The organism is Scandinavium tedordense (assembly GCF_024764965.1).
Taxonomy (GTDB): domain Bacteria; phylum Pseudomonadota; class Gammaproteobacteria; order Enterobacterales; family Enterobacteriaceae; genus Scandinavium; species Scandinavium tedordense.
In genome coordinates this window covers 1-18594 of the sequence record NZ_JALIGG010000049.1, presented here as the reverse complement: position 1 = coordinate 18594, position 18594 = coordinate 1, and the positions used below count along the sequence as shown (strand labels likewise).

19 protein-coding genes and 1 tRNA gene are annotated in these 18594 nt (G+C 45.6%); 10 read left to right on the top strand and 10 right to left on the bottom strand.

The window, feature by feature from the left end:
- Positions 1–37: 37 nt before the first annotated feature.
- From MUU46_RS03470 to lptG, 3 genes are all read left to right on the top strand, one after another.
- Positions 38–88, top strand: a complete 51-nt coding sequence (locus MUU46_RS03470) for a hypothetical protein (RefSeq protein WP_217448718.1) — start codon at positions 38–40, stop codon at positions 86–88.
- 63 nt (positions 89–151) lie between these two features.
- The gene (gene lptF / locus MUU46_RS03465) at positions 152–1252 is read left to right on the top strand and encodes an LPS export ABC transporter permease LptF (protein WP_258964773.1); all 1101 of its coding nucleotides are present in this window, start codon (positions 152–154) and stop codon (positions 1250–1252) included.
- Positions 1252–2334, top strand: a complete 1083-nt coding sequence (lptG, locus tag MUU46_RS03460; RefSeq protein ID WP_159759330.1) for an LPS export ABC transporter permease LptG — start codon at positions 1252–1254, stop codon at positions 2332–2334. Before lptF ends, lptG begins: the two co-directional genes overlap by 1 nt.
- 97 nt (positions 2335–2431) lie before the next feature.
- Here the strand turns inward: lptG and MUU46_RS03455 are convergent, their stop codons facing one another.
- Positions 2432–3934 carry a helicase HerA-like C-terminal domain-containing protein gene (locus MUU46_RS03455; RefSeq protein WP_258964772.1) on the bottom strand — a complete coding sequence of 501 codons (1503 nt, stop codon included), beginning with the start codon at positions 3932–3934 and terminating at the stop codon, positions 2432–2434.
- A gap of 147 nt (positions 3935–4081) precedes the next feature.
- Between MUU46_RS03455 and MUU46_RS03450 the strand changes: the two genes are divergently transcribed.
- Entirely contained in the window at positions 4082–5722 is a 1641-nt protein-coding gene (locus MUU46_RS03450) for a glycerone kinase (protein WP_258964771.1), read from the top strand.
- Positions 5723–5780: 58 nt separating this feature from the next.
- Here MUU46_RS03450 and ahr read toward each other — a convergent pair whose 3' ends face one another.
- From ahr to MUU46_RS03435, 3 genes are all read right to left on the bottom strand, one after another.
- Positions 5781–6800, bottom strand: coding sequence for an NADPH-dependent aldehyde reductase Ahr (gene ahr, locus MUU46_RS03445; RefSeq protein ID WP_159759324.1), 1020 nt, complete (start codon positions 6798–6800; stop codon positions 5781–5783).
- Between the two features lie 143 nt (positions 6801–6943).
- Complete coding sequence (locus MUU46_RS03440; RefSeq protein ID WP_258964770.1) at positions 6944–7522, bottom strand: class I SAM-dependent methyltransferase; 579 nt, start codon at positions 7520–7522, stop codon at positions 6944–6946.
- Positions 7522–8544: an HNH endonuclease family protein gene (locus MUU46_RS03435; protein ID WP_258964769.1), complete on the bottom strand. Its 1023-nt coding sequence runs from the start codon at positions 8542–8544 to the stop codon at positions 7522–7524. The genes MUU46_RS03440 and MUU46_RS03435 overlap by 1 nt, the downstream gene beginning before the upstream one ends.
- A gap of 246 nt (positions 8545–8790) precedes the next feature.
- Here MUU46_RS03435 and MUU46_RS03430 point away from each other — a divergent pair.
- The 5 genes from MUU46_RS03430 (at position 8791) to MUU46_RS03410 (ending at position 11976) form a co-directional block, all read left to right on the top strand.
- Positions 8791–8875: transfer RNA gene (locus MUU46_RS03430), tRNA-Leu, on the top strand.
- 189 nt (positions 8876–9064) lie between these two features.
- Complete coding sequence (locus MUU46_RS03425) at positions 9065–10315, top strand: tyrosine-type recombinase/integrase (protein ID WP_130933857.1); 1251 nt, start codon at positions 9065–9067, stop codon at positions 10313–10315.
- A gap of 138 nt (positions 10316–10453) precedes the next feature.
- Positions 10454–11305: a DUF6387 family protein gene (locus MUU46_RS03420; RefSeq protein ID WP_130933856.1), complete on the top strand. Its 852-nt coding sequence runs from the start codon at positions 10454–10456 to the stop codon at positions 11303–11305.
- Positions 11306–11428: 123 nt separating this feature from the next.
- Positions 11429–11635, top strand: a complete 207-nt coding sequence (locus MUU46_RS03415; RefSeq protein WP_130933855.1) for a helix-turn-helix transcriptional regulator — start codon at positions 11429–11431, stop codon at positions 11633–11635.
- Positions 11636–11661: 26 nt separating this feature from the next.
- Positions 11662–11976: a hypothetical protein gene (locus MUU46_RS03410; RefSeq protein WP_258964768.1), complete on the top strand. Its 315-nt coding sequence runs from the start codon at positions 11662–11664 to the stop codon at positions 11974–11976.
- Between the two features lie 194 nt (positions 11977–12170).
- Here MUU46_RS03410 and MUU46_RS03405 read toward each other — a convergent pair whose 3' ends face one another.
- Together MUU46_RS03405 and MUU46_RS03400 are read right to left on the bottom strand one after the other, a co-directional pair.
- Complete coding sequence (locus tag MUU46_RS03405; RefSeq protein ID WP_130933853.1) at positions 12171–12593, bottom strand: hypothetical protein; 423 nt, start codon at positions 12591–12593, stop codon at positions 12171–12173.
- Positions 12594–12721: 128 nt separating this feature from the next.
- Positions 12722–13300, bottom strand: a complete 579-nt coding sequence (locus MUU46_RS03400; RefSeq protein WP_258964835.1) for a helix-turn-helix domain-containing protein — start codon at positions 13298–13300, stop codon at positions 12722–12724.
- Positions 13301–14431: 1131 nt separating this feature from the next.
- Here MUU46_RS03400 and MUU46_RS03395 point away from each other — a divergent pair.
- The gene (locus MUU46_RS03395) at positions 14432–14851 is read left to right on the top strand and encodes a hypothetical protein (RefSeq protein ID WP_130933852.1); all 420 of its coding nucleotides are present in this window, start codon (positions 14432–14434) and stop codon (positions 14849–14851) included.
- Positions 14852–14901: 50 nt separating this feature from the next.
- Here MUU46_RS03395 and MUU46_RS03390 read toward each other — a convergent pair whose 3' ends face one another.
- The 4 genes from MUU46_RS03390 to MUU46_RS03375 form a co-directional block, all read right to left on the bottom strand.
- Complete coding sequence (locus tag MUU46_RS03390; protein ID WP_109491887.1) at positions 14902–15219, bottom strand: cell wall-binding protein; 318 nt, start codon at positions 15217–15219, stop codon at positions 14902–14904.
- A 251-nt stretch (positions 15220–15470) separates the two neighbouring features.
- Positions 15471–16787 carry a relaxase/mobilization nuclease domain-containing protein gene (locus MUU46_RS03385; protein WP_258964767.1) on the bottom strand — a complete coding sequence of 439 codons (1317 nt, stop codon included), beginning with the start codon at positions 16785–16787 and terminating at the stop codon, positions 15471–15473.
- Complete coding sequence (locus MUU46_RS03380) at positions 16765–17196, bottom strand: hypothetical protein (protein WP_258964766.1); 432 nt, start codon at positions 17194–17196, stop codon at positions 16765–16767. The genes MUU46_RS03385 and MUU46_RS03380 overlap by 23 nt, the downstream gene beginning before the upstream one ends.
- A 229-nt stretch (positions 17197–17425) precedes the next feature.
- On the bottom strand, positions 17426–18481 hold the full coding sequence (locus MUU46_RS03375; RefSeq protein WP_258964834.1) for a TIGR04141 family sporadically distributed protein: 1056 nt from the start codon (positions 18479–18481) through the stop codon (positions 17426–17428).
- Between the last annotated feature and the right edge of the window lie 113 nt (positions 18482–18594).

The window sequence follows — 18594 nt, the reverse complement described above, 5'->3', positions numbered from 1 at the left end:
GTTGGCTCGTCAGAACCGGGTCTGAAACGTAAAGCCGCTGAGTCATATAATCTTAGCGATGTTTTCGACGACTCAAGAGAATAAATGACGTTTAAGCCATGAAACAAGCAATTTTCCTGTAATAAGACGGGTTTTAACGGGCGTATTTATAGTGATAATCATAAGATATCTCGTGCGGGAGACGCTGAAAAGCCAGCTGGCGATCCTCTTCATCCTGCTTCTGATCTTTTTCTGCCAGAAATTGGTCAGGATCCTGGGCGCAGCGGTAGATGGTGACATCCCGACAAACCTCGTGCTTTCCCTGTTGGGTCTCGGGGTGCCAGAAATGGCGCAACTTATTCTGCCCCTCAGTCTGTTCCTTGGCCTGTTGATGACGCTGGGCAAACTCTACACCGAAAGTGAAATCACGGTGATGCACGCGTGCGGCCTGAGTAAAGCCGTGCTGGTGAAAGCCGCGATGATCCTCGCACTCTTTACTGCCATCGTGGCGGCCGTAAACGTGATGTGGGCTGGGCCGTGGTCTTCACGTCATCAGGACGAAGTGCTGGCGGAAGCCAAAGCCAACCCAGGCATGGCGGCACTGGCTAAGGGTCAGTTCCAGCAGGCCAGTGATGGCAATTCGGTGCTGTTTATTGAAGACGTTAACGGAAGCAATTTCCAGAACGTATTCCTGGCGCAGATCCGTACCAAGGGCAACGCGCGTCCATCGGTGGTTGTAGCCGATTCCGGATATCTCTCACAGCAGAAAGACGGTTCGCAGGTGGTAAACCTGAACAAAGGCACCCGCTTTGAAGGTACCGCGATGCTGCGTGATTTCCGCATCACCGATTTCAAAGATTATCAGGCAATTATCGGCCATCAGGCGGTGGCACTTGATCCTAACGATACCGAACAAATGGGCATGAGTGCGCTATGGAATGCGGATACGCCGCGGGCCCGTTCAGAACTGCACTGGCGTTTAACGCTGATAGCGACAGTGTTTATCATGGCGCTGATGGTGGTTCCTCTGAGCGTCGTGAACCCGCGTCAGGGGCGCGTGCTGTCGATGCTGCCCGCGATGCTGCTGTATCTGGTGTTCTTCCTGGTGCAAACCTCACTTAAATCCAACGGTGGCAAAGGCAAAATTGACCCGACCATCTGGATGTGGGCGATTAACCTGCTGTACTTCGGTCTGGCTGTGCTCCTGAACGTCTGGGATACGGTGCCGATGCGTCGCGTTCGTGCGCGGTTTAGCAGGAAAGGAGCGGTATAATGCAGTTATTTGGCGTACTCGACCGCTATATCGGTAGAACTATTTTCACCACCATCATGATGACGCTGTTCATGCTGGTGTCGCTCTCGGGCATCATCAAGTTCGTTGACCAGCTGAAAAAAGCCGGGCAGGGCACCTATGACGCGCTCGGTGCGGGCATGTATACCCTGCTCAGCGTACCGAAAGACGTGCAGATCTTCTTCCCGATGGCCGCGCTTCTGGGCGCACTGTTAGGTCTTGGGATGCTGGCGCAGCGCAGTGAACTGGTGGTCATGCAGGCGTCGGGTTTTACCCGTATGCAGGTGGCGATGTCAGTAATGAAAACCGCGATTCCGCTGGTGCTGCTGACCATGGCGATTGGCGAATGGGTGGCTCCGCAGGGCGAGCAAATGGCGCGAAACCTGCGTGCGCAGGCGATGTACGGCGGTTCGCTGCTGTCCACCCAGCAGGGCATGTGGGCGAAAGACGGCAACAACTACATCTACATCGAACGTATCAAAGGCGATGACCAACTGGGTGCCATCAGCATTTACAGTTTCAACGATCAGCGTCGTTTGCAGTCGGTACGCTACGCCGCGTCGGCGAAATTCGATAAAGACGCTAAGGCCTGGCGCCTGTCGCAGGTGGATGAATCCAACCTGAGCGATCCGAAGCAGGTGACGGGTTCGCAGACCGTTAGCGGGATCTGGAAAACCAACCTCACGCCGGACAAACTCGGCGTCGTGGCGCTGGATCCGGATGCGCTGTCGATAAGCGGCCTGCACAATTACGTGAAGTATCTGAAATCAAGTGGCCAGGATGCCGGGCGTTACCAGCTGAATATGTGGAGTAAAATCTTCCAGCCGATGTCGGTGGCGGTCATGATGCTGATGGCGCTGTCGTTCATCTTCGGCCCGCTGCGAAGCGTGGCGATGGGCGTGCGCGTGGTGACAGGGATAAGCTTCGGCTTTGTGTTCTACGTCCTCGACCAGATTTTCGGCCCGCTAACGCTAGTGTACGGCATACCGCCGATTGTCGGCGCGCTGTTGCCAAGCGCTAGCTTCTTCCTGATTAGCCTGTGGTTGATGACGCGTAAAGCGTAATTCCCGGACCGTGCCCGGCGGCGCAATGTTTGCTGGGCCTCCAAACCGCGTTTTGCAGTGTTGGCCCGGTAAGCGCAGCGCCACCGGGCAACAGCAGTTACCGCTTTCTTCCTCCCAGCAAACTCCCCAACATGCCACGCACTATCTGATTGGTAATCTGTCGGGTGGCGCTTTTGGCCATCGTTTGCACCACGCCGTCGTGCTTGCCGCCCCGTGGCCCGGTAGTGCCAAACAGAATATCCTTCAAACCGCCGAGAATGCCGTCATCGACCTCTGCGGAAGCTCCTTTCGCTGGCGGGGCGTTTTGCTGTTCGGTTGTCGCCTGAACGCCTTGTTGCAGCTTCTCAAACGCCGACTCTCTGTCCACCGCGTCTTCATATTTCCCGTACAGCGGCGAGGTGTTGATAAGCCCGTTGCGCTCATCATCGGTTACCGGCCCCATCCGGGAACAAGGCGCAATCACCATCACCCGTTCGACAACCGACGGGCTGCCTTTTTCGTCGAGGAACGACACCAGCGCCTCACCAGTGCCAAGCTCCTGAATCGCTTTTTCGGTATCGAAAGCCGGGTTCGCACGCATGGTTTGCGCCGCCGTTTTCACCGCTTTCTGATCTTTCGGCGTAAAGGCGCGCAAGGCGTGCTGCACACGATTCCCGAGCTGACCGAGGACATTATCCGGAATATCCGACGGGTTCTGCGAGACAAAATAAACCCCGACCGCTTTGGAGCGAATCAGGCGGATCACCTGCTCGATTTTATCCAGCAGCACCTGCGGCGCGTCGCTGAACAGCAGGTGCGCTTCGTCAAAGAAGAACACCAGTTTAGGTTTCTCTAAATCGCCCGCTTCCGGCAGCTGTTCGTACAGTTCTGACAGCATCCACAGCAGGCTGGCAGCGTACAGCTTCGGCATTTGGTAGAGCTTTTCGGCGCTGAGAATGTTGATCACGCCTTTGCCGTTGCTGTCGGTCCGCATCCAGTCTTTGATGTCGAGCATCGGTTCGCCAAAGAAATGCTCCGCACCCTGTTGCTCGAGCGTCAACAGCCCGCGCTGGATAGCGCCCACCGAGGCGCCGCTAATATTCCCGTACTGATTCTGGAACGATTTGGCGTTATCACCGATGTACTGAGTGATGGCGCGCAGGTCTTTGAAATCGAGCAACAGCAGGCCCTGATCGTCAGCGATGCGGAAGATAATATTCAGCACGCCCGCCTGCACTTCATTCAGGTTGAGCAGGCGCGCGAGCAGCAGCGGCCCGAGGTCTGACACCGTGGCGCGAACGGGGTGACCTTTCTCGCCGAAGATATCCCATACCGCCACCGGATTGCTGTGCGGCTGCCAGTCGGTTACGCCGATTTTTTTCAGTCTTTCCAGCAGCTTCTCAGAGGCCTGGCCATCCTTAGCCACACCGGTCAAATCACCTTTCACGTCGGCCATAAATACCGGTACGCCAATCTCTGAAAACGACTCAGCCATTTTTTGCAGGGTGACGGTTTTCCCCGTCCCCGTGGCACCGGTAATCAGACCATGGCGGTTGGCCATTCCAGGCAATAAATACAGTTGTTGTTCCGTTGTCCGGGCAATCAGCAGGGGTGAGCTCATGATGTTTCCTCCGTTAATCTGCGTCGAGTATAGGTCAAAGCCGGGGAAAAAATGCCCAGTCCGTTTTCGACTTTGCGGCGTAATACGCAGTGCCGACTATGCTTTTCCTATCCGTTTACAACGAACGTTTCACAGGAGTGGAAAGTCATGTCCAGATTCTTCTTTAATGACCGCCAACAGCTGGTCAACGACGCCATCGAAGGCATTGTGTTATCGGCCCCGCACGGCAACCTGGTGCGCCTGGATATCGATCCGGCCATTCGGGTGATTGCCCGTGGCGACTGGGATAAAAGCCGCGTGGCGGTTATTTCGGGCGGCGGCTCCGGCCACGAACCGGCCCATGCCGGGTTTGTCGGCAAAGGGATGCTCACCGCCGCGGTGTGCGGCGACCTGTTCGCCTCGCCGAGCGTAGATGCGGTACTCAACGCCATCGTGGCGGTGACCGGCGATCGCGGCTGTCTGCTGATCGTCAAAAATTACACCGGCGATCGCCTGAACTTTGGCCTGGCGGCTGAAAAAGCCAAACGCCATGGTCTGAAAGTCGAAATGATTATCGTCGCCGACGACATTGCGCTGCCGGATAACAAACAGCCGCGCGGCATCGCGGGGACGGTACTGGTGCATAAAATCGCGGGCTACGCCGCCGAGCAGGGGAAAACCCTCAGCGAAGTACGTCACATCGCGCAGCAGGCCTGTGACAACGTGTTCAGCCTCGGCGTGGCGATGGAGAGCTGTAACTTGCCGGGCAGCGATGACGAAGAGGGGCGCATCAAGCCTGGCCACGTCGAGCTTGGGCTGGGTATTCACGGTGAGCCGGGCGCGTCAGTGGTCGACAGCCATAACAGCAAAAAGCTCATCGAGACGCTGGTGAAACCGCTGCAGGCGAAAGTCGGCGACGCCAACGTGGCGGTGTTGATTAACAACCTGGGCGGCGTGTCGGCGCTGGAGATGGCGTTGCTGACCAAAGAGCTGGCCCATTCTGCATTGAAGAACCAGATTGGCTGGCTGATTGGCCCCGCGACGCTGGTGAGTTCGCTCGACATGAAGGGCTTTTCGCTCTCGCTGCTGAAACTCACGCCTGAGTTTGAACAAGCGCTACAGGCTGACGTAGAGACCCTCGGCTGGCAAAAACCGGTGGCTTTCGCGCCACTCAAAACCATCGCACACGACAAAATTCATGACAGTGTAGAAGCCACGCCTTCTGATAATCCGCAGGTGAAAGCGATTCTGCTGGCCGCCACGCAGACGCTCATCGACCTCGAGAACCGTCTCAACGCGCTGGATGCAAAAGTGGGCGATGGCGATACCGGCTCGACGTTTGCCGAAGGCGCACGGGATATTGCCGAGCAGCTCACTGCGGGCAAATTGCCGTTGAACGACAGCGCGCAGCTGTTACAGGTTATTGGCGAGCGGCTGGCGACGGTAATGGGCGGCTCCAGCGGGGTATTGATGTCTATTTTCTTCACCGCCGCCGGGCAGGCCGTGCATGACGGCAAAAAACTCCCGGACGCGCTGTTAACCGGTCTGCAGCAGATGAAACAGTATGGCGGGGCCGATCTCGGTGATCGGACGTTGATCGATGCGCTGCAGCCCGCGCTCGAGAGCTTACGCGATCAGAACCTGCAAGCCGCCGTCAGCGCTGCCAAAACCGGCGCAGAAAGCACGGCCACAATGCAAAAGGCGGGAGCGGGGCGCTCATCGTATGTGAATAAAGAGAACCTTGAAGGCGTCACCGACCCGGGGGCAGTGGCGATTGCGGAGGTGTTTGCCGCTTTAGTGACGGGATAATTCTCCAGGCCCGGCAAGGCGTAGCCGCTGCCGGGCACTCATATTCAACTCGCGATGCTTAAAAATCCGCTTTCAACACCACGCGATAACGGGCTTTGCCGTCACGCACATGCTTCAACGCTTCGTTGATTTGCGACATCGGGAACATCTCAGTCGTCGGCGCCACTTTAGTGCGACCGGCAAACTTCATCAGCTTACGCAGCTCCGCCGGGTTACCGGTAGCCGAACCCGAAATGCTACGGTCGCCGCCAATCAGTGTAAAGGCCGGGACCTGCAACGGTTTCATCACCGCGCCGACGGTATGGAAGTTGCCGCCGTAGGCCAGCGCTTCAAAGTACGGCTGCCAGTCGAGGTCCACGCTCACGGTGTTGATGATCAGGTCAAACTGACCGGCTAACGTTTTCAGCGCTTCCGGGTCTCGGCTGTTGACCACGCGGTCAGCACCCATCGCCAGCACTTCTTTTTCCTTCGCCGGATTAGAGCTAAATGCCGTCACTTCCGCGCCCATCGCGTGCAGCAGTTTAATGGCGATATGCCCCAGACCACCGATACCAATCACCCCAACGCGGCTGGTGGCAGTAACGTTATTGAGCAGCAGCGGTTTAAAGACCGTAATGCCGCCGCACAGCAGCGGGCCTGCGGTTTCAATATCAATGCTTTCCGGCAGAGGGATAATCCATTGCCAGTCGGCGCGAAGCTTATCGGCGAAACCACCGCGGTTCATGATGGTCGGCACAGAGCCTTCCAGACAGTTGATCTGATTGCCGCTGATGCAGGCATCGCAATGACCGCAGCTGCGTGCGGTCCAGCCCACGCCCACGCGTTGACCCACTTTCAGGCCTTTGTTCTGCGCAGCTTCGCCCAGGGCCGCCACGCGACCAATAATTTCGTGGCCCGCAACCAGCGGATAGCTCGACATGCCCCATTCATTGTCGATCATCGACAGGTCGGAATGGCAAATCCCGCAGTAATCCACCAGGACTTCCACATCTTCCGGCTTTAGCTCACCGGCATCGTATTCCCACACTTCCAGGTCGGAACCTGCCTGCTTTGCGGCGTAGCTTTTTATGATGGACATCGCACTTCCCCTCTTATGGCGTTGAACAGAGAGTGTAGAGCATGGGGTCAGGTGGTGCTTAGCAGAAGGGGGCAAGAAAAGTGCTGTGGCAGAAGGGATTGTCTGATTTTTCAGGCAATTCCTTTGCCCGTTGAGACTAAATACTACGCCTTACGCAAAAGAGCGTTCAGCCAGGTTTCATTCCGGTCCGGCCGCTTATCTTCCGTCAGCCATGTCGATTGGATGTGAATGCCGGGTAGCGGTTGAATCAGTTTGCTGAATGTCTGCTCGTTGAGATCGGTAAAATGCCGACCTTCTTTTACGCGTTCGCTGTCACCGTATTTGAACGAGACATACCAGACGCCGCCAGGCATCAGAGCACGGGCAAGCTTTTGCATCGCATCCGGAAGTTGTGATGCGGGCAGGTGCAACAGCGAGGCACAACACCAGATCCCCTGATAGCGCTCGGTGTCCGTGAGTTCATGAAACGACAACTGACGAACTGGAACGGCGGCATGCCGGGAAGCCAACGTCACCATCTCAGATGATGCGTCGAAGGCTTCAACCTGATATCCCATTTCGCGAAAAGCTTTGCTGTCTCGGCCCGAGCCACAACCGGCGTCCAGCACACGGGCATTCGGTGCAAGCTGTTCGGTGAATGCGGCATACAGCGAAGACATATCCACGTTGACGGTGCTGTCAAAAAACTGTCGGGCATTGGTCTGGTAAAAGTTAATAGTCATCAGAGGATCAGTGTCTCTCGAACGGGTGGCTTCCAGGTTTGCAGCCGAAGGCTAAATGCTGCGTTCCAGCTGTCGTTTAAAAATGTCTGACGTTGAGATTTGTTTTTGCCGGTCTGATTAATAATCGCCTCATGCAACGGCAGCCTGCTGTTAATAAAATACTCATTGCGGGCATGAAGACGATACAGTAAATCCAGCACAGGCACACGATCCGACTTCCCTTCAATGCCGCGATTACAGGGCTGGCAGGCCAGAACCAGATTCCAGACGCCATTCAGATTCACGCCCGGTAGCGACGATTGAATTTTCAGCGGCAGAAAATGATCAACATCCGTCAACTGCACATGGCCAGCCTCAAGGCTGATGGGCGCGTGGCAGTAGAAACAGTGGCCTTTCTGATAGCCATTCAGGCTGTTACGGCAACTGGTGAGCGTAATGCGTGACGATTTCGCCAGGGTGAACAGCGTTTCCTGATTCGGGTCGTAATGGACATCCAGCAATTCCGGCGGGAGGTTCATCTCCCAGGCTTTTTCCACCAGATTCCAGCGGGCATCCGTTTCATGCGTCAGGTTGTGGAACTGTGCACTTTGGGTGAGGTGATAAAAATCATCGGTCAGGCGGATGCTTTTACTTTCTCGCCGCTCATTGATGAAAAACTGCTTAGCGATGGGGCCGCCACCGACGTTATGAAACGCGTCCAGTACAATGCCGAACCCGTGCTTCACGGTCTGTTGAATGAGCTGGTCATCAGAGATTGCACCCTCGTTAAACTGAATGCACGCTTTCAGTAATGGCCCGGGTTTACTCATGTTGAGCGTTTGTTTGGCGGCATCCCGCAAATGCGCGCAGAGATGTCGACTGAAGGGAACCGCCAGGTCTTCAAGACGGATGACTTCATGTTCATGAGAGACGTCATACAGCGCATGCGCCAGCGCAAACTTGTATGTCGCGAAGTTCTTGCCAAAAAGGATAACCCCACGCCAATAGCTTTCAAGCGTGGGATCGACCTGATAAAACCGCATACGTTTGTCCTGATTGATTCGGATGGTGAATAGCAAAACCCGTAACAGGATCAGATAACAATGCGAGAAGAATGTAAACCACCCTCGTCACGTTGCAGTGTTTTGCGTGCACGGTTCCAAAAGCAGGGTGATTTGTGGGGGAAGTGATGTTTTTTTCGGCGTTCAGAAGGCGTTACGCTGGGCAATGCTTGCGCAGGGATCCGCAACAGGTATAATGCAACCCGCTATCAGCAGTTCCCCTTCCGTGCCGGAGTGGCGAAATCGGTAGACGCAGTTGATTCAAAATCAACCGTAGAAATACGTGCCGGTTCGAGTCCGGCCTTCGGCACCAAAAAGTACAAAATCGACGTCTACTGACGTCTTTTTTTGTCTCTAAAATCCAGCATTTACGCTGTTTCCCCTCTGTTCTGTGTCTCTTGACGTCCACTCACATCTATCCACATATACCAACAAATGATGGTATAACTGGTGGTATCTTCGGTTCGATTGATTTTGATACCAACAATGGAGGTATCAACTGATGGCACTCACTGATATCAAAGTTCGAACAACCAAACCCTCAGATAAACCCTTCAAACTCACCGATGGGCAGGGTATGCACCTGCTAATCAATCCAAATGGCGCTAAGTATTGGCGATTGCAATACCGTTTTGACGGCAAACAAAAAGTTCTGGCATTAGGTGTCTATCCTACAGTCTCACTTGGCGAAGCTCGTAGAAAAAGAGATGAAGCGAAAAAGTTGGTATCTGTTGGTATTGATCCCTCCGAAAAGAAAAAAACTGACAAGATTGAGCAAAGCGAAGCTTTTACCTTTGAAGCAATAGCAAGAGACTGGCATACCGCATGTAATCGGCGATGGTCTCCTTCACACAGCGAACGAGTTCTTAAAAGTCTTGAAGACAACCTTTTCTCCTCGATAGGGAAGAGGAAAATTGTCGAGCTTAAAACCAAGGATCTACTCGTTCCGATCAAGGTCGTTGAAGCTTCCGGGCGTCTGGAAGTGGCAGCACGTCTGCAACAGCGAACCACAGCAATAATGCGATATGCAGTCCAGAATGGTTTAATTGACTACAACCCTGCTCAGGAGATGTCTGGGGCTATTGCTGTAGCAAAACGAACCCACAGGCCCGCTTTACCTTTTGATCGCTTCTCTGAACTTCTGGAACGCATTGATAGTTTTAAAGGCAGGAAATTAACCAAACTAGCGGTGAAGCTCACATTGCTGATTTTCATTCGCTCCAGCGAACTCAGGTTTGCAAGATGGTCAGAGATTGATTTAGAAAACGCTATGTGGACGATCCCTGCGGAACGTGAACCATTACCCGGAGTGAAACACTCACACCGTGGGTCAAAAATGCGAACACCACATCTTGTCCCATTAAGCCGTCAAGCCTTAGAAATTCTGGAAGCAATCAGAGAAATCAGCGGTGACTATGGACTTGTGTTCATCGGTGATCATGATTTTAGAAAGCCTATGAGCGAGAACACGGTGAACAAGGCTTTAAGGTCTATGGGATATGACACATCTACCGAAGTGTGTGGGCACGGTTTCCGTGCGATGGCCTGTAGCGCATTAATTGAAGCAGGTTTTTGGTCCAAGGATGCGGTTGAGCGTCAGATGAGCCATCAAGAAAGAAACTCAGTCAGGGCTGCCTATATACATAAAGCTGAACATCTTGATGAACGCCGTCTAATGGTTCAGTGGTGGGCAGATTATCTTGATGCTTTGAGGACGCGAGCAATTTCTCCCTTTGACTTCAAAAAAGAGTAAACTCCAAACCTTCTGAGGAATCACGATTGCTGATACCTCATCAACCTTTTTAAGTTTCGATGGTTGTTGGGGTATCTTTCTTATTTATGCTCTGGTTAATATATTCCTTCTGAATTTTGCCTATTCTCAGGGGGGGAAATGCAAAACTGGAAGCCAGAGCATACCAAAGAGATCAAAGCGTGGTTGAACATTGATACTTATCGTAAATTCGAGGGAGTATCGTTGTTACTTTTGTATCATGAACTCTGGGCAAGAACACTGTTCTTCAAAACTAATAGAGACGGTTTTGAGCAAAAGGCATTTCTAAATTACCAGCAGCAAATATTCAACGGTGATCCTTTCCTTATTGAAGAGGAAAGGCTTGGTTATTTAAATATGGAGCATCAATTGCTCGACCCACCACATTTTCTATTGACCAATACAGAAGAAATAGCGTTATGGAGTATTGTGGCAATGAAGCGTGGAATTTTTTTATGGAAAGGAGGGGATGATTACGAAATTAATAAAAGTTACTCTGAGATCCCTCTTTCAGAATCAATGCCTGACTTTTTTAAGAGTTCAATTTTGTTGGAGTTAGATTTAGAAAGTGGGACGGACGAACAAATTGCAGAGTCTTTAAAATCTGCATTGCCTCAATGGCGAAAGTTTAAGGGTGTGTCTCCCAATCCTGTCGAGACTATGCGTTTCGGGTATGGAGTAATAAAAAAAATTATTAACTATCGGCTGATCCCAATGCTGGACATACTCTTTTGGGCTTCATGCAATGACGTTCGAATATCAGAAGATAGACTTTCACGTTTGCTTTATACCGATGACGACGACGAATCACAGACCAGGCTTCATTATCAAATAAAAGACACAGATCGACCACTTGCAATGAAAGCTATTACGAAGGATTTTATTCGACAGTTTAATTTTTTTATAAATAAAAACAGTGTGTTAAAAAATATGAGAGTTTCAGACGTGATGAAACTCACTGATTCTGAGTGAACTAAACTTCCTCAAACTCATCCCGAGGGAACTCGCATGGTTCCCTTGTTTTGGCCCTCGCTATTTTTCTCTTCTAATCAATTCTAAAGTCACTCCATCGAAGCAAAGCATGGAGAACTGACAATGAACAACCAAACAACCCGCCTTATCCGTCTACCTGAAGTGATGAACCGAACTGGTTATGGTAAAGCTTGGATCTACCGCCTGATCAGCGAGGGGCGCTTTCCTGCCCCAATAAAAATAGGAATTCGATCTGTGGCCTTCATTGAAGAAGAAATTGAAGAATGGATTCAAACCGCAATAGATAAAACAAGAAAAAATGCTGCTTAACTCATTTTAACTACAAGGATATCAAAATGAGAATTGAACACTTTATAAGTGAAGAATGCACAATGACCGGTGTTGAGTTAGAAATATACTCACAGATCTTTGATTTAAAGATAATGGATGCTCTTTCAGATAATGACCTTCACAGGAGGATAGGATATTGGTTAAGTCAATATTTTGAAGGGGATATTAGAGGCGTATTTGAAGAGATAAGTAAGATTAATATATTTGAGCAATCAATTGTCTACGAGACATTTATTCTTTTGATTAAGTCTCGCCGAGAATTAAAATTATTAGCAATAAGAATTATGAAATATCAGTTAGAATTAAGATGTTGTCAATAATTGCATATGTTTTTAAAAAAATTACACTTAGAAATTTGAGCTACTTGTGAAGTGATGAATGAAATGTAAAATTTAAATGATAAGAATAGAAGTGAATTAAAAATAATACTTTACTGAAATTCTGAGTGCCTTATTCTACTTTGATTCGACACTCATGTCTAAGATAAAAATATAATCAGAATATTGAATGGGAGCTATAGTCTTCTTTTGTCACTTTTTTTTGTAGGGCTTTTCGATACGCAATGTAATAATAATTCCCTATCTTGATTTGCTTGGTGAGATAATTTCAAAGTGTCGACTCTTTTTTGTATGTCAGAGAAATCATTGAATATTACATCTTGTAATATATGTTCACCCTTGTCATTTTTCACGACTATATCTTTACCAAGTATATAGTTAAGTAGGTCTGTTATCTTACAGGGTATTTCAATATCTGATTCGATAATTTCATCAATTAGTAATTCTATAAAATCTAAAAACTCTCGGGTGGATAAAGTAAGTAAGTATTTATCACAGAAATTAAAGCTACTAATTCTCTCGATCTCATTCTTAAATAACATTTCATTATTGTAAAAGTAATATTTTATGTGCTCAATGTTGTTTTTTACATCAATCATAGCGATCCTCGATAATATTTTATTAATATAAATAAATTAACATGATAAAAGTAAATAATGGAATAATTTCACCATGGCAATACAACAAGGAGTGTATATATATGAATGCTATATCCACTCCATATTTTTTAAAAAGGAATGTCGTCACGGTTACATTGCATTCTTTTTTCATTTTTTGATTCAATAACTGATCTGTCAGATTTTCTTTTTGCACTATAAATATTAAATGAATTATCAAAATCCTCGGTTTCTACTTTTGATTTTTTAAACTTATCCATTTGTTCGTCAATGAATTTATGAGGAATTCCTTTTACACATAAATTAGAGTTCAAATAAACATGACCATTTTCTGTATCACGGATTAATATTTTATTATCAAATAGCTCTTTAAAAGCTCTGGATACATTAGATTTATGCAATCCTAAATCCTCCGCTATTCTCGATTGGGAAAAATTGACAAGGATATTACCATAGTCAAGGATAGAGAAAAGATAGATAGTGATTCTGAAAGAAGTAGGCGTTAGCTTCATTTTTGCCAGCGTTCCAACATTCGTTTTAAATACCACGGAAAAGTCATCTTTAAATGAAGTTTTCTTCTTCGTGCTGGCTTTTATTGTAATTTCTTCCAATTCATCTACTGTGACATCTAACGCTTTAGCAATAGCAGACTTTTGTTCTTTTGTTATGGTTAAATTTGTATTCATTATAATATTTCCTTTTTGTTGTTGGTCTGATAATATATATTGCATATTTAAATAAAATGTCAAATATATTTTTTAAAAAACAAGAATATTTTATCCATGCCGATATGAGAATTATTAAATGTATTACTATGGTAGTGAGTTTAAAATTTATAGTTATACAATAAATAATTTTTTGTCATGAAATTGATTATCATGTGTAGAGTGTAATATTATGATTTATATGGTTTTATCTCTATCTGTTCACGCAAGATAAAAGATAAATAAAGAAATAAGAAACCAGAGCTTCGCTCCTTATTGCTGAAAGGTTGCGTAGTATTACTAAATTATACGTAACACTTACCTCGCTTTACTATTGTGTGTATGGATAATGAAGCCTGCGCAACTTCTGCGTTGCGCTTATGGGCTTCTGCTCAATGTCATAATATTGATCTGACATTCGTTTTGAATATATCGAGGATAATAATTTATATAGAGGTGCCCATAAATCAATCAGGAAGAATGAGTTTTTAACAGAAATTTATGGCACCAAAGAATGGGGAAATCGTTGTGTTTTCTGTGTATGTAAACCGGCATAAGCCGGAAAACCACTGGAAAATTCTATCTGTTTCAGCGAATGAGTGCTGTGGGCACTCAGTGGCGCTGCGAGAAGCTGGTAATGGGTATTGCCTGATAATATCACTACGGTAGCATTAAAGTCCTAAGGGCGATAGCCAGTGCGTAGCACTTAGTCAGAAACTTTCCAAAGGTGTTAGGTTTTGATTTTTTACTTACATACAGTTATGTTTTTTCAAGTGTAGTTATTATATTAAGTTATTTTAAAATTATATAATCCTATACGTGATTGGTTTTTAAAAGTAAAAAATTAAGATAATTATCTAATTTAATAGTTATTTGAGGAAAGGACAATATATTGGAGTGTTAAGAGGTTTTGAGTGGGAATCATACTATATATGAAAGTATCTGCTAATTTTCAATACGGTTTTAATAACATAAAATGACAAACGGTCAATTAAGGCAAGAGTTTTCAAATGTTATAAGATATTTTCCAGTAGGATAATTGACGCTATTGACAGAATTATTTTATATGTTATTAATTTATTATAAAGGAATGATGAATATGCAAGGATGCAACTTATGGACAATAAAAATGAGTGCTTTTCGAAAGAAGAAAAACTAATAAAGCTTATTGATAGATATATTTCTGATTCATACAAGCATGATGATGATATTTTTACATATAAGTTATATCTAATTTTCGTAGGATATCACCTAAAATATTTTTACCCAAACTCTCAGTATTGTTGCTCTCTTTCTAATATTGACAACATTATGCATATGTTTTGTAGTGTGTTTAAATGCATGAAAAGGAATTTTATACATGACTTACAAAATAAAGAGTTTATTTTTGTTCAGTTGAACGCACTTGTAGATTACATCGATGGGAATCAACTTAGATTAGAGCAGGTATATGCAGAATTAAAAGCTCAGTATGAATTGAAAGAGATCAGCAGTCGTGTCACAAAGGTATATAAACCTAAAAGGCCAAGGTTGTGATGCTTATATCAGAAAAGCTCCCTTCTGGGAGCTCTTTTGAAAATTAATCATTAATTACCAATTGCTTTCCATCCATCATCAGTGTTCAGTAATCTCACTGTGGTTGTTCGGCTTTCATTATTAATTGCTACTTCTGCATTACATTTATAATTTTTATCAGACTCTTTTATACAATCAATTTTCTTAACAGATTTTAGCGTTCTAAGCATATCTTGTGATGCATTTGGATTAATAGCTCGAATTGCAGAATTTCCACTTTCTAAAGATTTGTTTAATGCGCCGAATATATCTTGCTCTGAAGGTTCGCTATCGCAACCAGAGAGAAGAAAAGAAGAAATTATGACTGCAACAAAAGTATATTTTTTCATTTTATTTTCCATATAAAAACATGTCTACAGAATTATTTTTTGAAACTTCCGTTTCCAACTTCTTTTTCGATTCTCGATGTATGGCTGGCTAAAGTAAAATCACTTGTACCGATCGATGCAACGATGTTGATAGGTTGTGGCTATCGTAATTCAAATATTGATCTGTAATACCGATCAATATTTATTAAAAAAATCAATAGATTAATGCATGAAGATTTCATAGTTAATGCCTGGATTGTTGCAAGCTATTGTTATAAATGGTTTTTTATATTTTTAGAAAGCTGTGGTTGTATGGATGGGGTTAATGCGTGGATGGTCAGGACTCTCTTGAATTTGCGGAAAGAATTTATCAAGTAAAAACCAAATATTTTCAATGTGTTAATGTGGATTTTCCAAGAATTGAAGCGAGTGAACTTTACTGCTTTCCTGCTCTTAGCATTTTGTAAATCGAGGACAGCATCGATTATGCGTTTCCGTCTATCTTCTATTGCAACAATGTTGGGTGTAAAAGATGGTGTTGGTGCATGAGAAACCATTACGGGAGGGGGGAAGGCTATGGAAGAAGAAAGAGAAGCTATTTTCTCAGAAATAGTTAGTGATTCTTTCGTTGTATAGTTTACCTTTTTAGCAGGAGCAGGAGCAGGAGCAGGAGCAGGAGCAGGAGCAGGAGCAGGAGCAGGAGCAGGAGCAGGAGCAGGAGCAGGAGCAGGAGCAGGAGCAGGAGCAGGAGCAGGAGCAGGAGCAACTGACTTCGCATTTAGGAATAGAGGGTTATCACGGTTAGGTTCGTAGTTTATGCATTTCTGAAGATTTGACCATGCGTATTTTTTTCCAAGCTGCGAAGCTTTGAATGCTATACCTGAGAATTCGAATGAGAACCCGTTCATTTTTCCTGTGTTGGCTATGTTGGCCGTCCAGGAAACTTCAGCCTCTTTAAGCCGCTTGATAAAAGTTAGAAGTTCAGGTCTATCATCTAAACTTTTATCAAGGATCTGTTGTAAAGCTTCCTTAGGTGCAGGAACTCCTGTCCGTTCTGATAGCATCTTCTCATTACGGGAAACTCTTTTCTGCTTCGCTTGCTTTGGCTCTATGGAAGCTGCGGATTTTGTTACTGTGAGATTGTGCGCGATTTCGAGTTCACTGATTATGCGTGTGCTGATGAGGTTTTCGTTCCTACCGAGGTAAAGCTTACCATTAGCCACATCTATACGACTCGCAATGATATGAATATGTTGACCAGCAGCATCGTCGTGTAGGACGTAACAGCGAAGATGAGTATCACTAAACCCCATGCGCTTCATATAGTCGTCTGCGATACAAGACCACCGTTCGGTCGTGAGTGATTCGCTCGTGGGTAAGCGAAGCGAATTGTGCCACACGGGTTTCTGAACATCAGGGCGAAGCTGTTCGCTTGTATCGAATTCAGCGATTAGATCATTCGCTAAATTACTCAGCATGTTGCCACCGATTACAATTGGATCAGTTTTATGGTGAGATGCTTGCTTCAATGCATAGAGAACAACACCAACGAAGCTTTTACCACGCCTAATCTTCTGCATTCCCTTCATTAGAAGAAGCCCCCTGACTGTTTATACTAATTAATTTGTGGCGAAGCTCACGGATCTGTCTTTGGATTACGAAGATCTCTGTTTTCGTTAGCGGACTACTACTGCTTTTGTTGTCGAGATGGACAAGTATTCTGTTCAGCTTCTGCGACACATCTCCAATGCATTTCCATGCATCAATATTGATGGATGGAACAATAGGAGGTAGCCGGTGCAGTAATGCCATGCGAAGCCATTCACCTTTTTTTGTGGCACCACGTTTTTCGTTGAGAAGTTCCAATTCTTCCTTATTAAACCTGACACTGACGCAATAGCTTCTCAAAGCATCGATTGGTATCTTTTCAGTATTAAATTTTCCACGACGAGATGATTTGGATAGATCTATTTCTAATATTCTTTGTATTTCACTCATGTAAACTCCATTTTAAATTAATGATTATTGTTTTTAATCACAATGCGCATATTCCTTATGCATGCCGTGTTATAACCATTTATAAAGCGGATATGAATATTGTCAATAGCTTCGCAAACTACTTGGAATGTTCTTTTTCAACCGAAGGGCAGAAAAAGCAAGGCAACACTTTGAAGCGAGCGCAGCAGCTTCGGAGAGTTAGCCCTTGCTTTACACTTCACATAATATTTTATTTTGCTGATGCAACAGTAACTTTATATCCACGCTGAGTTAAATTTGTATATGTATTCATTAAGTTAACTTTACTGAAAAAAGGCAGGTCTTTTAATAACTTAGTATTGTCGCAACCAAGCATTAATAAAACAATTTCAAATTCACTACTTTTTATTTTTTTAGCTGGTATCAAATTCATAGCAGCATTCCCATGATTTTCTTTGATAACTATTCTCGCTGCCTTTCTAAATTCTTCATCGCTAAGAATTAGTTCAGAAGCTACGCTTGCTTGTGCAAATAGGTGACTTAAACCAGAAGACCCCCCTTTTCGGTGTTTAGCATGAATTAAAATTTTATTTTTAACATCAGCTATATCACATAACTCTATAGAAGTTGTAGTTCTACTGCTTTTAACTAGTTTTCTGTCCATGAGAATATAATTTCTAGACTTACATATGCGTTCATTATAATCTCCCTCAGACTCTAGCTTCTCTTTCATTGTGGCTTTATCAATTTTCCTTATTAAATCAGGGAATGTGTTTTTATGTGTAGGTATAAACTTTAATTCTTTTTCAACATATTCAGAAAATTTTTTTTCTATTTCGAACCACTGACCAAGAAATAACATGTAGTTTTTTCTTTTATGAGTAACTTCTAAGTTAATGCATTTATAAATTGAGAAGCTCTTAACCTCTGAGCCTTGATTGTCGAAGGCAAAAAGCTTATCTCTTTTCATCCTGTCGATATCAAAACTTAGAAAGTCAATAGCATTGAAATATATGGTTTTATCTATGTTGTATGAGGTGTTCTGTTTAGCTCTAGTAAAACTAAAATATTCTATTTCTTCATCACTCATAACTTCTGGCACTACTATAGAAATCTCATCATGTTTTTTTGATTTTATAATCTTTATTAACAGAGTATCTAGTTCCTCAATAGTAGCGGGCTTGCCTACTTTTTTTAAATTGTCTACCCATGAAAATTGCTCTAAATATTCTTTACCTCCATAGCATTGTAAGCATTCATCGAGGTAACGAACTAAATCATCTGGCTCTAACTGGCTTTGTTGAATAAATCAGATTTGAGGCGAGTTTCCCCTGTAACAGCTCCGGCTCTCAGCCGATACGTACACTTTCTGGCATACCTGCCTTCGTCATTTTGTTCAGCGCACGCACCATGGCCAAA